Below are 15,556 nucleotides of genomic sequence, written 5' to 3'. Positions count from 1 at the left end.
ACCAGTTGACAATAAATAAGGGGAATGCTATGATAGACGAGGTAATGCGCATCATGCAAGGAATATCTTCCCATCATGCATGGCGCAGGGTAAGACAAATGAAAGGCAGCCGGAATAGCCGACCGGCTGTCTTTCTCCATGTTTTGCACCGGGGGGGTGCAAAACATGAAAGAAAGGGGACGATCCGTCTGTGTTAGAAGGAATCTGTATTGCGGTGGCCCTTATCGGTCTCATGTATTTTGCTTACCGCGGCTGGTCGATCATCCTGATCGCACCAATTTTTGCAGGTGTTGCAGCGCTTGCGAGTATTTTCGGCGTCCTGCCGACGTACAGTGAGCTCTACATGACACGCATGGCTGAGTACACGAAGTCATACTACCCGATCTTCCTGTTCGGTGCAGTCTTTGCGCGCCTGATGGAGAAGGGCGGCCTGGCTTCCTCAGTTGCGGCGAAAATCGTCGATGTGCTCGGCGAGAAGCGCGCTGTTCTCGCAGTCCTCCTGGGCTGCGGCGCACTGACATACGGCGGTCTTTCCGTCTTTGTCGTCGCCTTCGTCATGTATCCATTTGGTGCGGTTGTCTTCCGCAAGGCAGACATCCCAAAGCGCCTGCTGCCAGCAACGCTCTGGGTCGGCATCTTCTCCTTCGCGATGGTCGCCCTGCCAGGCACCCCGCAGATCCAGAACATCATCCCGTCCTCGTACTTCTCGACGAGTACGTGGTCGGCGCCAATCATTGGCCTCTTCGCCTCGTTCCTGTTCCTGCTGATCGGCTGGGGCTGGGTGACGCGCCGTGCGAAAATCCTCAAGGCGCGCGGCGAGGGGTATGGCCGCCACTTCGAAGGCGGCCCGCACCACAAGCCGAGCCCGAAGATCCACATCCCGTGGTACTGGGCTCTGCTGCCGCTCGTCATGGTCATCGTGATCAATATCATCCTCTCGAACCCGTTCAAATGGGAATGGGGCTTCCATTGGGATCCTGAGGCGCTCTCGGCCTTCCTGCCGCTCAAGCTCAGCCTGCTGGCGGCGAATGTCGGCAAGGTATCGGCCATCTGGTCCATCACGGTCGCGCTCATCATCAGCAGCATTGCGGCAGCCTTCATCGGCCGCAAGCGCTTCATCGTCATGGACGGCTTCCTGGCACCGATCAACTACGCGGCCATCTCGTCGGCGACAGCTGTCCTCAATGTCGCATCGGGCTACGCCTTCGGCTGCGTCATCACGAGCCTGCCGGGCTTTGTCCCTGTCACGCAGGCGCTCATCGGCATCGCGGACTCGTTCGGCCCACTGCTCTCGGCCGTCATCACGACGAACATCATGGCTGGCATCACGGGCTCCGCTTCGGGCGGCCTGACGATCGCGCTCTCGATGCTCGGTGACCAGTGGGCAGCCATGGCACAGGCCGCTGGCATCCCACTCGAGGTCCTGCACCGCATCGTCGCCATCGCCTCGGTCGGCATCGATCCGGTCCCGCACTGCGGCGCGCTCGTCACGCTGCTCGCGATCTGCGGCCTCACGCATCACGATTCGTACTTCGATATCGCGGTCATCATGGGACTCAAGTTCTTCGTCCCATTCCTCTGCATCCTGTTCTACATGGTAACGGGACTTGCCTGAGGCGGGAAAACATCATACAATAGAGACAGGCATGCATACGCGTGCCTGTTTTTTCTCGTCTTTTTGGCGATAGCACGACTGCACGATTGATAGGAGGATTTATTCATGCATTTACGCGGGAATCTCATGCTCCTGCTGGCTGCGTTCATCTGGGGCACGACGTTTGTTGCGCAGATGGTCGGCATGGACGGGCTCGGTCCGTTCACCTATGCCGCAGCACGCTACATCTTAGGTCTATTGTTCCTCGCGGGGCTCTGGTATGCCTGGCGCGGTTCGCGCGAGGGCGCAAAGCGCGCCGGCACGTACCGACCGGGCTGGAAGGCCGGTCTCGGCGCCGGCTGCATCATGATGGTCGCCACCTCGCTGCAGCAGGTGGCCATGCTCTACACGACGGCCGGCAAGACGGCCTTCATCACGGCGCTCTACATCATCTTCGTGCCGCTCGGCGCGGTGCTGCTCGGAAAGCGCATCCATCCGGAGAACTGGGTCGGCGCGGCGATGGCTTTGCTTGGCCTCTACTTTCTCTCGATACACGGAGCCGTCTCGCTGAGCTTCGGCGATGGCCTCGTCTTCATCAGCGCGCTGTTCTGGACGGGCCACATCCTCTTCATCGACCGCTTCGCGAGCCTCGTCGATCCCATCGAGCTCTCGCTCACACAGGTCGGCGTCTGCGCAGCGGGCAGCCTCATCGCGGCACTTGGCTTTGAGACAGTGGCCGTGCAGCCTGTCCTCAACGCCTGGTTTGCCATCTTCTACGGCGGCGTCATGTCGGCGGGCGTGGCCTTTACGCTGCAGATCTTGGGGCAGAAGTACGCGGAGCCGGGGCAGGCGGCCATCATCATGAGTTTCGAGGCTGTCTTCGGCGTGCTCTCGAGCTGGCTGCTGCTCGGGGAGCGCATGACGGCCGTCCAGATTCTCGGCTGCGCCCTGATGCTCGCGGGAATGATCGTGACGCAGGTGCGTCCGTTGCTGGAAGATCGTCACCGTGCATCTTGAAAAACAAGGTGCTTCATTGTATAATCGTATTCATCAGCAGAAGATGCATATCTGCTCGGAATCATTATTGTCATGAAGTGTCACGATTTAAGATAAGGAAGTGTTATATTTGAAACTCGATAGCCTGAAGATCGTCCTGGCCTGCCTGGCCGTACTCCTCTTCCATTGATCCGCTATAGAGAAAAAGCAAGGGAGCAGAGCCGCGTGTGACGGCCCTGCTCTTTTCGGTGAAATGCCCTATATTTTCATCGGGGGCAGGAAATTGTTTTTGAGATGGCGAAATAATTCTCAGAGATTTTTGATGTGAGAGGAGTAGGAGCGCATGGCAGCAGAAGAAACGTTAATCATAAAGCCGAAAGTGAAGATCAAGGTATTCGGTGTTGGCGGTGGCGGCAACAGCGTCCTGATGCGCATGGGCCATCATAAAGAACTCGACATCGATCTGGTCGCCATCAATACCGATGCCAAGCAGCTCGCGCGCGTGGCAGAAGAAGGCGTCGAGACGCTGCAGATTGGCGAGGACCTGACGAAGGGACGCGGCACGGGCGGCAACATCGCGCTCGGCGAGAAGGCGGCCCTCGACGCAAAGGATAAGATCCGCGAAGCGATGAACGGCGCAGATCTCGTCTTTGTCACGGCCGGCCTCGGCGGTGGTACTGGCACAGGGGCGGCGCCTGTCGTCGCCAAGATCGCGCACGACCTCGGGACGCTCTCGGTCGGCGTCGTCACGCTGCCGTTCAGCTTCGAGGGCAGCCGCAAGAAGCGCCTGGCCAATGAGGGCCTCGCGAAGATGCAGGCCCAGATGGACGCGCTGATCCTCGTGGCCAATGACAACCTCATGAAACTGCCGGAGAACCGCCACATGACGCTCGTCAAGGCGTTCTCCTGCGCCGATGGCATCCTGCAGCAGGCCATCAACTGCGTGGCAGAGCTGATCCTGACGACGGGCGTCATCAACGTCGACTTCGCGGATGTCACGACGATCTTCCGCCAGAGTGCGTCGAGCGATGCCCTGCTCGGCATCGGGCGCAGCTCGCGCAGCGCGGTAGAGGCCGTCAAGCAGGCCGTTGACAGCCCGCTGATCAGCAAGAGCCTCGACGGCGCGCGCGGCATCATCCTGAACTTGACGGGCGACAAGACGCTGAGCCTCTACGATGTCGATGAGGCGACGCGCTACATCTACGAGCATACGGACCCCGAGGTCAACATCATCCTCGGCACGGTCATCGACAATTCCCTCGGCGGCGATGTGCGCGCCACGATCATCGCGACGGACTTCACGGACGGCGTCATGGTCAAGAACACCGCGCAGGCAGAGGAGAAGCCCGCCAAGGCGAGTGCGCAGCAGCCTGTACAGCAGGCCGCGCCGAAGCGCGACTCATTCACGCTGGAGCCGCCGAGTTTCATGCGGCAGCAGTCGGAGCCCGCGAAGCCCGCGTCAAATGGCGCCTTTGCCTTCCCGGCATTCCGCCTGACGCCTGACGATAAAGATCAGAAATGAGAACTACCAGAAATAAGAAATAAATAGAAAGGAACAGATATCTTGAGTAAATTAGGTCGCTTTTCCCGCACGGAGTTACTGCTCGGCGAGGTCGGCATGGAGAAGCTGGCAAACAGCACAGTGGCCATCTTTGGCGTCGGCGGCGTCGGCTCGTTTGTGGCAGAGGGGCTCGCGCGAGCCGGCGTCGGCCATCTCGTGCTCATCGACAATGACCTCATCTGCCTGACGAACATCAACCGCCAGATCCATGCGACGTCGAAGACGGTCGGCAAGAAGAAGACGGAGACGATGAAGGAGCGCATCCTCGACATCAACCCGAAGGCTGTTGTCGATACGATTGAGGACTTCTACCTGCCCGAGCAGGCCGAGCGCTTCTTCACGATGCCTTACGACTACGTTGTCGATGCCATCGACACGGTGACGGGCAAGATCGACCTCGTCCTGCAGTGCCGCGACCGCCACATCCCGATCATCTGCAGCATGGGCGCCGGCAACAAGCTGGACCCGACGAAATTCGAGGTCACGGACATCTACAAGACGAGCGTGGATCCCTTGGCGCGCGTCATGCGCAAGAAGCTCAAGGAGAACCGCGTCAAGAAGCTCAAGGTCGTCTATTCCAAGGAAAAGCCCCTGCGTGTCCGCCAGAGCGGCTGCGGCAAGAACTGCATCTGCCCGCCGGGCAGCGCGCGCAACTGTGATATGCGCCGCGCTGTCCCGGGCAGCATCTCGTTCGTGCCGTCTGTTGTCGGCCTCATCATCGCCGGCGAAGTCGTGCGCGACCTCACGGGGGCGAAAGTGGAGGTTTCGGCATGAATATTTCCGTACTCGGCTGTGGCCGCTGGGGCTCCTTCCATGCCTGGTATGCCGATCACATCGGCCATGCGGTGACGCTCTGGGGGCGCAAGGGCTCCCGTCATCTCGCTGCCCTGGTGGAACAGCGCAAGAATGAATACCTGACGCTGCCCGATTCGGTGCAGCTGACAGATGACCTTGCGGGGGCAGTCGCTTCAGCAGACATCCTCGTCATCTCTATAAGCTCCCAGCAGCTGCGCTCCTTTTGCAGGGATCTCGTGGCACTTGGCATCGACCTCTCTGGCAAGCGCTTCGTGCTCTGCATGAAAGGGCTCGAGATCGGCACGGGCAAGCGCTTGACGACGGTCTTCTACGAGGAGCTCGGCTCGTCGATGCGCGTGGCAGTCTGGGTCGGCCCGGGACACGTGCAGGATTTCGTGCGCGGCATCCCGAACTGCATGGTCATCGCGGCGCGCGAGATGAAGCTCACGCGCGAGCTCGTCGATGCGTTCTCGAGCCCTTTGATCCGCTTCTACTATGGAGAGGACCTTCTGGGCACGGAGATCGGCGCGGCCTCGAAGAATGTCATCGGCCTGGCCGCTGGCATGCTCGACGGCTTCGGCTACAGCAGCCTCAAGGGTGCCCTGATGGCACGCGGCACGCACGAGCTCTCGCGCCTCATCGAGGCGATGGGCGGTGACCGCATGACAGTCTACGGCCTTTCGCATCTCGGCGACTACGAGGCGACGCTCTTCTCGCCACACAGCAATAACCGCCGCTTTGGCGAGGACCTCATCACGGGCAAGCCCTTCGCGAAGCTGGCAGAGGGCGTCTACACAGTGGAGGCGCTCATGGACCTCTCGCGTGAGTTCCACGTCGAATTGCCGATCTGCGCGACAGTCTACGCGATCATTCACGACCACAAGGACCCAAAAGAACAGCTCATGCAGCTCTTCATGCGCGCGACGAAATCGGAGTGACGGCGGCACGATCTGGTCCTGCGGTGAAAATAGTTGATAGAGCATAATATTTTTAACTGTTTTTTTGGGAAATCTTAAGATTGCAGGTGTAAGCTCACAGTGTAGATTGCAAAAGAGAGCCCCAAGAGGAGGAAGTAAGGATGAGAAGACAGATTTCCAAGATGCTCATGGCCTGCGTGATGGCCATGACGCTCATGGTCGTCTCGGCTGCCAGCGCCTTTGCGGCGGGCACGGGGATGGACTGGAGCGGTGACAGCAAGATCACGGTACAGGGCATGGGCGTAGCTCCGACGTATGCCGTCAATGCCATCCAGGCGCGCATGCTCGCACGCCGCGCTGCTGTCGTCGATGCCTACCGCCAGCTCGCTGAGATGGTCAAGGGCGTCAACGTTGATTCGGAGACGACGGTCGAGAACATGATGGTGACGAGCGATGTCACGAAGACGAAGGTCACAGCCCTCATCCAGGGTGCGCGCATTGTCTCGGAGCAGGCCGTCGATGGCGGCGGCTACACGGTCACGATGGAGATGTCTGTCTTTGGCGCTTCGAACTCCCTCGCGACGGCCGTCCTGCCGACGAACACGGTGCCGACGAGCTTCCCGGCTCCCGATGCATCCGTGCCGGCCAGCACGCCGTCTTCCGTACAGGTCAACGTCCAGGTGACACCGGGTACGACGCAGACGCCTGCAACGACGATCCCGTCCGTCACGACGCCGTCGCATCAGGGCTCTTCCGCTGCAGCGGCTCCGGCTGGCCAGGCCATTGGCGGCTACACAGGCCTGATCGTGGACTGCCGCGGCCTCGGCCTCAAGCCGGTCATGTCCCCGGTCATCAAGAACGCCAACGGTGAGCCGATTTACGGCTACAAGAACCTCGACTCGGCTACGGTCATCGCGAACGGCATGGCCAGCTACACGACGGATCTCAGCAAGGCGTCCCGCGCCGGTTCGAACCCGCTCGTTGTCAAGGCAGTCGGCCTTGACAACCACAACGGCAACCCGATCCTCTCGGTCGCTGATGCCAACCGCGTCCTCATCGAGAACGGCGCTTCGGGCTTCCTCGACCGCACGAATGTCGTCTTTGTCCGCTGAGTCAAGCGTCATCTGTCAGGTCCCATCATGGGGCCTGATTTTTTTGCATATGCTTATTGACGATGCGAAGCTGTTGTGATAAAATAAAAATTTTACTTTTTGGATTATTTGTGGTACAATGAGAACGTAGATGTGTTGACTTAGCTGGTGGTTGGCTCGTGTGTAGAGGAGGGGTGCTCTTGTTACAGATAGGAGATAAGGTCGTCTATCCGATGCATGGTGCTGGTGTGATATCCGGCATCGAGAATTGTGAAGTCCTCGGAGAGGGCAAGTCCTACTATGTCCTCGAGATGCCGTTGGGCAACATGAAGGTCATGATCCCGACGGACAATGCCGAAAATATCGGCTTGCGGGACATCATCCCGCAGCAGAAGGTCGATGAGGTGCGCGAAGTGCTCGAGAAGGAGCCGGAGAAGCCGAAGGGCAGCTGGAATAAGCGCTTCCATGCCAATCTGGAGCGCATGAAGAGCGGCGATATCTGCGATGTGGCCGCTGTGGCGCGCAATCTCATCCTGCAGGACCGCCGCCGCCATATCTCATCGGGAGAGCGCCGCTTGCTCGATCTCGCGAAGCAGATCCTCGTGAGCGAGCTCGTCTACGCCTGCAATAAGACGCCGAAGGAGATCGAGAACTGGCTCACTTCTGTCCTTTCTGAAAATGCGTTTGCACATTGAACATGCGAACCTGAGTTTTGACAAGTCCAAGCAGAGTAGAGTATACTGATTCTGTTCGGACTTTTCTTTTTGTTTTTCTGTTCAAGGAGGTGAATGTATGCTAGATCGTGTCTTGCGTTTCTTTATCACACTGTTCTTAGCGATTGCCGGAGGCGCACTGCTGGACCTTGCGAGCCCTGTGTTGACGATGTACGTCGGCACGGAGATCCTCAAGATGGAGATGGGCGTTGTGCGCATCACCATGGGAAGTCTGCTCTGCATCCTCTTCGGCGCAATTCTCGGCGGCATCATTGGTTTTTTGGCTTCCCCGTACTTCATCCGCTGCCTCAAGCGGTTTTCTGCATGGGTGGAGCTGCAGCTCGGCAAAATGCCGATCCACGACGTCATCGCAGGCGCCGTCGGCCTTGCTATCGGACTCATACTCGCCAATCTTCTCGGCTATTCATTTGCGAAGATCCCTGTTGTCGGAGATTACATCCCGGTCATCTTCAGCATTGTCTTCGGGTATCTCGGCATCACGATCACGATCAAGAAGCGCCGGGAACTCACGGGGCTCTTTGACTTCGTGCCGCGCTTCATGAAGGACCTCGCGAAGATGAGGGAGATGCGCGCGGCTCCTGGCGCAGCGCCAGAGGAGTCGGCAAAGGCCGCTCCTACAGCCGATGCGCACGCCTACAAGCTGCTCGATACGAGTGTCATTATCGATGGCCGCATCGCCGATATCTGCGACACGGGCTTCATCGAGGGCACGCTGCTCATCCCGGTCTTTGTCCTCGAAGAGCTCCAGCACATCGCCGACTCGGCCGATGCGCTCAAGCGCACGCGCGGCCGCCGCGGGCTCGACATTCTGCAGCGCATCCGCCAGAGCACGAAGGTCAAGGTCGAGATCACGAATGTTGACTTCGACGATATCTCGGAGGTCGACTCGAAGCTCGTGCGCCTCGGCCAGCAGGTCGGCGGCAAGATCATCACGAACGACTACAACCTCAACAAGGTCGCGCAGCTGCGCGGTGTGGAGGTGCTCAACATCAATGAGCTCTCGAATGCCGTCAAGCCAGTCGTCATCCCTGGTGAGACGATGCGCGTGACGATTGTCAAGTCGGGCAAGGAGCCCGGCCAGGGCGTCGCCTATCTCGATGACGGCACGATGATCGTCGTCGAGAACGGCAACCGTCACATGAATGAATCCATCACGGTGGAAGTCACGTCTGCTCTGCAGACGGCGGCTGGCCGCATGATCTTCGCGAAACCAGCGCATTGATGCTGGTCGCTGCGAGAGGAGAGGTAGAGCATGGTCAGTGTCATCCTGCCCGCAGCAGGGCGCGGCAAGCGCATGCAGGCGGGCGTCAACAAGGTATTCCTGCGCCTCATGGGAAAGCCCATCCTGTTCCACACGCTGCGGGTCTTTGCCGCAGTGCCGGAGGTGCAGGAGATCATCGTCGTGACGGGCGCGGAGGAAGTCGAGCCGCTGCGCCGCGCCCTGCAGGGCCTCGGGCTCTTTCGTGAGGCTGCCAAGTCGGTCAAGGTCGTCGCGGGCGGCAGCGAGCGCCAGTATTCTGTCTGGAACGGACTGAAGGCATCCTCGGAAGCGAGTGATGTCATCCTCGTCCACGATGCAGCGCGCCCGCTCGTCTCGCACGCGACGATCGAGGCTGTCATCGAGGCGGCTCGCGAGCACGGCGCGGCCGTCGCAGCTGTGCCGGAGAAGAACACGGTCAAGGTCGTCGAGGACGGTGTCGTCACGGCGACCCCCGACCGCTCGACGCTCTGGGCCGTGCAGACGCCGCAGGGCTTCTCCAGGAGCCTGCTCATGGCCGCTAACGAGAAAGCAGAGTCCGATGGCTTCCTCGGCACGGACGATGCGAGCCTCGTGGAACGCTATGGCGCCAGGGTCCATGTCGTCATGGATTCCTACCAGAACATCAAAGTCACGACACCTGAAGACCTCGTCGTGGCGGAGGCATTCCTGCGCCAGTCGGGCAGCTTCACGGGGACCGTGCGGCGGGCCGCTTCGGAAGTCTGCGACTTCATCAAGAGTGCGAAGAGCGAGAAGAGAAAGGATTGATTGTATGACGCGTTTTGGCATGGGTTACGATGTGCACCGCCTCGTCGAAGGGCGCAAGCTCATCATCGGCGGGGTGGAAATCCCGCATGCGCTCGGGCTGCTCGGCCATTCGGATGCCGATGTACTGCTGCACGCCATCTCTGACGCCCTGCTCGGCGCGGCGGCGCTCGGCGACATCGGCCGCCATTTCCCGGATACCGACCCGCGCTATGAGGGCGCCGACAGCATGAAGCTCCTCGCGGAAGTCCGCCACCTGCTGGAGGCGAAGGGCTACCGCATCGGCAATGTCGATGCGACGATCGTCGCCCAGAAGCCGAAGATGAAGGACTTCATCCCCAAGATGAACGAGAACATCGCGCAGGTGCTCGGCGTCTCGCTTGACGATGTCAATGTCAAGGCGACGACAGAGGAGAAGCTCGGCTTCACAGGAGCAGAGCAGGGAATCTCCGCCTATGCGGTTGCAGGAATCGAGAAGCTGTGATAGAATGAATCCCGTATATGAAAAGGCGTGGAACGGGAGAAGTACGGTTGGACCAGCCATCAAGAGAGGCTCCGGGTGGTGTGAAGGGGCTATGGATATCCGCCAGAAATGCACCCGGGAGCTGCAGGGCAGAATGGAGTAGGCCCTGACGCAGGAAGGCGTTATCTTCATGAGTGAAGGGCATGGCCCTTAACCAGAGTGGAACCACGGCCCCGCGTCTCTGAGGAGATGCGGGGCCTTTTGTATAGGACAGGGAGGATGGACTATGAGTTTTTTTTCGCGGCTTCGCAAGGATATCCGCGTCGTCTTTGAGCGCGACCCCGCTGCGCGCAGCGTGATTGAAGTGCTCTTCTGTTATTCCGGCCTTCATGCAATCTGGTTCCATCGCATCTCGCATGCGCTCTACAAGCGCGGCTGGGTGCTCATCCCGCGCATGATCTCGAATTTTGCCCGCTTCCTGACGGGCATCGAGATCCATCCGGGTGCGACGATTGGTGAGGGCCTGTTCATCGACCACGGCACGGGCATCGTCATCGGCGAGACGGCGGAGATCGGCAACAACGTCACGCTCTACCAGGGCGTGACGCTCGGCGGCACGGGCAAGGAGAAGGGCAAGCGCCATCCGACCATCGGCAACAACGTCGTCGTGGCGTCGGGCGCGAAGGTGCTCGGTTCCTTCACGGTCGGCGACCACGCGAAGATCGGTGCGGGCTCCGTCGTCTTGAAGCCGGTCCCGCCGTATGCGACGGTCGTCGGCATCCCAGGGCGCATCGTCGTCATGGGCGGCAAGCGCGTCCATACGGCGGAAGAGCTCCGTCAAGCCCTGCGCGCGACGCGGCTCGTCGAGTCGGACGATAGCCTCACGGATATCGAGGACGAGCTCGACGTCGACCTCGACCACGACATGCTGCCGGACCCGGACGAGGAGATGCGCGAGTGCATGATGCGCCAGATCCAGGCATTGGAAAAGAAAGTCAATGAACTCGAGAAGAGATTGGAGGATAAAGAACATGCTTAAAGTCTACAATACGATGACCCGCCGCAAGGAGGAGTTCAAGCCGCTCAAGAAGGGCGAGGTCAGCATCTACTGCTGCGGCGTCACGCCGTACAACCACCCGCACATCGGCAATGCACGCCCCTTCGTGACCTGGGACGTCATCCGCCGCTACTTTGCCAAGAAGGGCTACAAGGTCCACTACATCCAGAACTTCACGGATGTCGACGACAAGATCATCAATGCGGCCAACAAGGAAGGCGTGACGTGGAAGGACATCTCCGACCGCTACATCAAGGCCTATTTCGAGGCGATGGATGCGCTGAACGTCCGCCATGCCGATGTCTACCCGCGCGTCAGTGAGACGATGCCGGAGATCATCGCGATGGTCGAGAAGCTCATCGCGAAGGGCTACGCCTATGTGGTCGACAACGGCGATGTCTACTACAGCGTCGAGAAGTTCTCGCATTACGGCAAGCTCAGCGGCCGCAGTCTCGACGACATGCAGGCCGGCGCGCGCATCGAGGTCAACACGGCCAAGCACCATCCGATGGACTTCGCGCTCTGGAAGGCCGCGAAGCCGGGCGAGCCGTCCTGGGACAGCCCGTGGGGCAAGGGACGCCCGGGCTGGCATATCGAGTGCTCGACGATGTCTTTGAAGTATCTCGGCGAGAAGTTCGATTTCCACGGCGGCGGCAGCGACCTGATCTTCCCGCATCACGAGAATGAGATCGCGCAGTCGCAGGCCTGCATCGGCGATGACCACAGCTTCGCGCAGTACTGGCTGCACAACGGCTTCATCACGATCCACAACGAGAAGATGTCGAAGTCGAAGAACAACTTCTTCACGGTCAAGGACATCCTCAAGGAATACCCGGGCGAAGTCATCCGCTTCTTCATCCTGCAGACGCATTACCGCAGCCCGCTCGACTTCTCGGACGAGCGCCTCAAGGAAGCGCAGACGAGCCTTGCACGCCTGCAGAATACGAAGGCTTACGTCGACGAGCTTTGCGCGAAGCAGGGCACGGCTGATACAGCAGCAGAGCTTGCATCTAAGGCCGAAGCGCTGCGCAAGGAATTCTACGAGGCGATGGACGATGACTTTAACACGGCCCTTGCCATCAGCCAGATGTTTGCGCTCTCGAAGGAAATCAACATCTACTATCAGGAAGTCACGAACGGCACGAAGGCCTTCGACGCGGCGGGCTTCAAGACGGTCGCGGCTATCTACGCCGAGATGGCGGAAATCATCGGCATCTTCGAGCAGCAGGAAAAGGCTGAGGATGACGGCCTGACGGACAAGCTCATGGAGATCATCATCACGCTGCGCCAGGATGCACGCAAGGAGAAGAACTGGGCTGTCGCCGACAAGATCCGCGATGCGCTCAAGGATGCCGACGTCGTGCTCGAGGACACGCCGAACGGCGTACGGTGGAAGAAAGCATGAAATTCTCGCAGTTCAAGCTGCTCGTCGACATGATGTTCACGCCGGATGAGCAGGGCGGCATCAAGACGCGCTATGACGGTACGGATGTCCGTCAGATGAACCCGCTCGTGCTCGCCTACGTCGGCGATGCCTTTTTCCACCTCTTCGTGCGCACGCGCCTGCTCTCGTACGAGCAGGCCAGGGTGCACGCGCTGCACGCCTTCAGCGCCCAGATCGTCTCGGCGGTCTGGCAGCACAAGGCGTACCTCGGCATCGAGTCCATGCTGACCGACGAGGAGAAGGCCATCTATCGCCGTGGCCGCAACGCCAAGAGCCATGCGCCGCGCAGCTCGAGCGTGGCCGAGTACCACTCGAGCACCGGCTTTGAGGCGCTCCTCGGGACGCTCTATCTGTCTGAGAAGTTCGAGCGCCTGCAGGAGCTCTGCGAGGCGGCCTTCGCTGTCATCAGCAAGGCTATGATGGAGGAGATCCACGGGAAAACGACGGAGGGAACGGAGAAACAATGATCAAAGTCAAATTACTCGACTACACGCCGGAGCCGGAGCGCGTCGTGGCCATGGCCGCACGCCTCTGCTACTCGGCATCCGGTGCGGAGGAGCTAGCAGAGCGCCTGAGCGAGGAGAAGGTACGCGAGATGGTCCGCAAGATGGTCAAGATCGGTCATGGCTCGACGCTTGAGCACGCTTCCTTCACTTTCGGCATCGAGGGTGTCTCGCGCGTCCTGACGCATCAGCTCGTGCGCCACCGCATCGCCTCGTATGACCAGCAGTCGCAGCGCTACGTCGCCGCGCACGGCTTCCAGTACATCACGCCGCCGACCATTGCCGAGAAGCCAGAGGCCAAGGCAAAGTACGAGGCACTGATGGAAGAGATCCGCAGTGTTTACGACGAGCTCACGGAGATGGGCGTGCCGAAGGAAGACGCGCGCTACGTCCTCGCCAATGCGACGGAGACGAAGATCCTCGTGACGATGAACGCGCGCTCCCTGATGCATTTTTTCAACCTGCGCTGCTGCAATCGCGCGCAGTGGGAGATCCGCGAGATGGCCTACAAGATGCTCGCCGAAGTCAAGAAGGTCGCTCCGACGCTCTTCTTCAATGCTGGCGCGAGCTGCGTCAACACGGGCCGCTGCCCGGAGGGAGAGATGACCTGCGGCAAGTTTGCTGAGATGATCAAGCTCAGAGAAAAGGATTGAGATGGAACAGAAGAAAAAGGCGCGCCCGCAGGAGCGGCGCAGCAGGAAATTCGAGAGGGAGACCCCGCGCCGCAAGAGGCCGCAGATGGAGGCTGAACCGAAGCGCCGCGAAGAGCCGCGTGAGCTGCCGGACGATGTGCTCGTCGGCCGCAACGCCGTGACCGAGGCGCTGAAGTCGGGGCGCGGCATCAACAAACTCTGGATTGCGAGCGGCGACCGCGAGGGCTCTGTCGCGGAGATCGCAGCGCTTGCCAAGGAGCGCGGCATCGTCGTGCAGTACGTGGAGCGCGCGAAGATCGAATCGCTCGCGGGCGGTCACCGCCATCAGGGCGTGCTCGCCTACGTCGCGCCCGTACCCTATGCCGAGCTCGACGACATCCTGAAGGCGGCCGAGGAGAAGGGCGAGGCCCCGTTCCTCGTCCTTCTCGATGAGCTCGAGGACCCGCACAACCTCGGCGCGCTCTTGCGCACGGCGGATGCGACTGGCGTGCACGGCATCCTGATCCCGAAGCGCCGCAGCGTCTCCCTCAATGCGACCGTCGCCAAGACGTCGGCCGGCGCCGTCGAGTACGTGCCGGTCGCGCGCATCGGCAACATCGCACAGACGCTCAAGAAGCTCAAGGAGAAAGGCTTCTGGGTAGCCGGTGCCGACATGGACGGTGAGAAGGCGTACTATGAGGCGGACCTCACGGGCCCGCTCGTGCTCGTCGTCGGCAGCGAGGGCCGTGGTATGAGCCGGTTGACCAAGGAAGCGTGCGACTTCATCGTCAGCATGCCGATGGTCGGCCGCATCAATTCGCTCAATGCGTCGGTGGCTGGCTCCATCCTCATGTACGAATCCATGCGCCAGCGCCTCCAGAAGAAGGGCTGACGCCTTGAGCTTTTGGGCGAAAGGGCGTATAATCTCATCTATAAGGGCTATATAAGGGCTACGTGTTTGTCACAGTAAAAGGAGAAAAGTGCGATGGAAGAAGCAGCAGACACGGATATCATGGAGGACATGTACCGCAGATACGAGAATCTGACGGACGAAGAGATCCTCCTGGATATCAAGGAACACAACAATAAGGTCGCACTGGATTATCTGATCAACAAGTACCGGAATTTCGTTCGGGCAAAGGCGCGTTCGTACTTCCTCATCGGTGCCGACCGCGAGGACATCGTCCAGGAGGGCATGATCGGCTTCTACAAGGCCATCCGCGACTTCCGCGACGACAAGCTCTCGTCGTTCCGCGCTTTTGCGGAGCTCTGCGTGACGCGTCAGATCATCACAGCAATCAAGACGGCGACCCGTCAGAAACACATCCCGCTCAATTCGTATGTCTCGCTCAACAAGCCAATCTACGACGAGGATTCGGATCGGACGCTCCTCGACATCATCTCAGGGGCCAAGGTATCCGACCCAGAAGAGCTTGTCATCAGCCAGGAGGAATTCGTCGACATCGAGAAGAAGATGGAGGAGATCCTCTCCGACCTGGAGTGGAAGGTGCTCATGAGCTATCTCGACGGCAAGTCCTACCAGGAGATTGCCGAAGATCTCGGCCGCCACGTCAAGTCCATTGACAATGCGCTGCAGCGCGTCAAGCGCAAGCTTGAGAAGTACATGGAGACGCGCAGCGATGAGATTGACATCAACACGATCTACAAGGGACTCTCGTCCATCAACCGCCGCCTGCGCTCTGCTGACGGCGGCAAGGACGTCGCGCCCTGACTTCGCCATCATGA

At 59.9% G+C, this 15,556-nt stretch carries 16 protein-coding genes and 1 other annotated feature; all 16 genes read left to right on the top strand.

Annotated features, from left to right (window positions below; translation table 11 throughout):
- Positions 1–232: 232 nt before the first annotated feature.
- The 16 genes from QDI87_RS04925 (at position 233) to sigH (ending at position 15,542) form a co-directional block, all read left to right on the top strand.
- Positions 233–1,615: a GntP family permease gene (locus tag QDI87_RS04925; RefSeq protein WP_051652119.1), complete on the top strand. Its 1,383-nt coding sequence runs from the start codon at positions 233–235 to the stop codon at positions 1,613–1,615.
- Positions 1,616–1,720: 105 nt separating this feature from the next.
- Complete coding sequence (locus tag QDI87_RS04920; RefSeq protein WP_036373678.1) at positions 1,721–2,611, top strand: DMT family transporter; 891 nt, start codon at positions 1,721–1,723, stop codon at positions 2,609–2,611.
- Between the two features lie 322 nt (positions 2,612–2,933).
- Positions 2,934–4,112, top strand: coding sequence for a cell division protein FtsZ (gene ftsZ / locus QDI87_RS04915; protein WP_036373676.1), 1,179 nt, complete (start codon positions 2,934–2,936; stop codon positions 4,110–4,112).
- 96 nt (positions 4,113–4,208) lie between these two features.
- Entirely contained in the window at positions 4,209–4,925 is a 717-nt protein-coding gene (locus QDI87_RS04910) for a tRNA threonylcarbamoyladenosine dehydratase (protein ID WP_055160302.1), read from the top strand.
- Positions 4,922–5,884, top strand: a complete 963-nt coding sequence (locus tag QDI87_RS04905; protein WP_036373669.1) for an NAD(P)H-dependent glycerol-3-phosphate dehydrogenase — start codon at positions 4,922–4,924, stop codon at positions 5,882–5,884. Before QDI87_RS04910 ends, QDI87_RS04905 begins: the two co-directional genes overlap by 4 nt.
- A 140-nt stretch (positions 5,885–6,024) precedes the next feature.
- Positions 6,025–6,975 carry an LPP20 family lipoprotein gene (locus tag QDI87_RS04900; protein ID WP_081828372.1) on the top strand — a complete coding sequence of 317 codons (951 nt, stop codon included), beginning with the start codon at positions 6,025–6,027 and terminating at the stop codon, positions 6,973–6,975.
- A gap of 179 nt (positions 6,976–7,154) precedes the next feature.
- On the top strand, positions 7,155–7,649 hold the full coding sequence (locus tag QDI87_RS04895; RefSeq protein WP_036373667.1) for a CarD family transcriptional regulator: 495 nt from the start codon (positions 7,155–7,157) through the stop codon (positions 7,647–7,649).
- Between the two features lie 97 nt (positions 7,650–7,746).
- A complete protein-coding gene (locus QDI87_RS04890) occupies positions 7,747–8,910 on the top strand; it encodes a PIN/TRAM domain-containing protein (protein WP_036373664.1) in 1,164 nt (387 codons plus the stop codon).
- Positions 8,911–8,940: 30 nt separating this feature from the next.
- Positions 8,941–9,714: a 2-C-methyl-D-erythritol 4-phosphate cytidylyltransferase gene (gene ispD, locus QDI87_RS04885; protein ID WP_036373661.1), complete on the top strand. Its 774-nt coding sequence runs from the start codon at positions 8,941–8,943 to the stop codon at positions 9,712–9,714.
- 4 nt (positions 9,715–9,718) lie between these two features.
- On the top strand, positions 9,719–10,195 hold the full coding sequence (gene ispF / locus QDI87_RS04880) for a 2-C-methyl-D-erythritol 2,4-cyclodiphosphate synthase (protein WP_036373657.1): 477 nt from the start codon (positions 9,719–9,721) through the stop codon (positions 10,193–10,195).
- Positions 10,196–10,214: 19 nt separating this feature from the next.
- Positions 10,215–10,420: a binding site (T-box leader), on the top strand.
- A 40-nt stretch (positions 10,421–10,460) separates the two neighbouring features.
- The gene (cysE, locus tag QDI87_RS04875) at positions 10,461–11,213 is read left to right on the top strand and encodes a serine O-acetyltransferase (RefSeq protein WP_036373654.1); all 753 of its coding nucleotides are present in this window, start codon (positions 10,461–10,463) and stop codon (positions 11,211–11,213) included.
- Complete coding sequence (gene cysS / locus QDI87_RS04870; RefSeq protein ID WP_036373651.1) at positions 11,206–12,636, top strand: cysteine--tRNA ligase; 1,431 nt, start codon at positions 11,206–11,208, stop codon at positions 12,634–12,636. Before cysE ends, cysS begins: the two co-directional genes overlap by 8 nt.
- A complete protein-coding gene (locus tag QDI87_RS04865) occupies positions 12,633–13,142 on the top strand; it encodes a Mini-ribonuclease 3 (protein ID WP_036373649.1) in 510 nt (169 codons plus the stop codon). Before cysS ends, QDI87_RS04865 begins: the two co-directional genes overlap by 4 nt.
- A complete protein-coding gene (gene thyX / locus QDI87_RS04860; protein WP_036373646.1) occupies positions 13,139–13,831 on the top strand; it encodes an FAD-dependent thymidylate synthase in 693 nt (230 codons plus the stop codon). The genes QDI87_RS04865 and thyX overlap by 4 nt, the downstream gene beginning before the upstream one ends.
- Before the next feature lies 1 nt (position 13,832).
- Positions 13,833–14,702 (top strand): 23S rRNA (guanosine(2251)-2'-O)-methyltransferase RlmB, encoded by an 870-nt coding sequence (gene rlmB / locus QDI87_RS04855; protein WP_415949644.1) that lies wholly within the window; start codon positions 13,833–13,835, stop codon positions 14,700–14,702.
- 93 nt (positions 14,703–14,795) lie between these two features.
- Positions 14,796–15,542, top strand: a complete 747-nt coding sequence (gene sigH / locus QDI87_RS04850; RefSeq protein ID WP_051652118.1) for an RNA polymerase sporulation sigma factor SigH — start codon at positions 14,796–14,798, stop codon at positions 15,540–15,542.
- Positions 15,543–15,556 lie beyond the last annotated feature (14 nt).

It is taken from the genome of Mitsuokella jalaludinii, assembly GCF_928722185.1.
Classification (GTDB): domain Bacteria; phylum Bacillota; class Negativicutes; order Selenomonadales; family Selenomonadaceae; genus Mitsuokella; species Mitsuokella jalaludinii.
The sequence above is the reverse complement of the archived record's forward strand: the minus strand, read 5'-3'. Positions and strand labels throughout refer to the sequence as shown.